1 protein-coding gene is annotated in these 242 nt (G+C 52.5%); it reads left to right on the top strand.

What is annotated here, in order from left to right; all coding sequences use genetic code 11:
* Nucleotides 1-242 (top strand): hypothetical protein (locus tag AAEY78_RS14730; RefSeq protein ID WP_352340216.1); only part of this gene is annotated, 242 nt, incomplete at both ends.

Raw genomic sequence — 242 nt, 5'->3', positions numbered from 1 at the left:
GAGCAACCTGCCGCAAATCTGTATGAGCCTCGTAAACTTGAGCGCGCAGCGTCTCCAGAGCCTGCATTAAAAGGCTTCACCGCCCCTCAAAAAGCAGCAGAAGACACCGCAAAACCGGCTGTAAAAGTAACACCTGTAAATACCGCCCCTGTGGCAGCAGCACCTAGTCAGCCAGGATTATTCGCTCGGATGGCCTCAGCGGTTAGTGCCTTGTTTTCTGCTAATGAAGCTGAGGTCAAAGA

Source organism: Psychrobacter sp. 16-MNA-CIBAN-0192, from assembly GCF_040309565.1.
Taxonomy (GTDB): Bacteria; Pseudomonadota; Gammaproteobacteria; order Pseudomonadales; family Moraxellaceae; genus Psychrobacter.
Note: the sequence above shows the minus strand (reverse complement) of the source record. Positions and strands in the feature narration are given on the sequence as shown.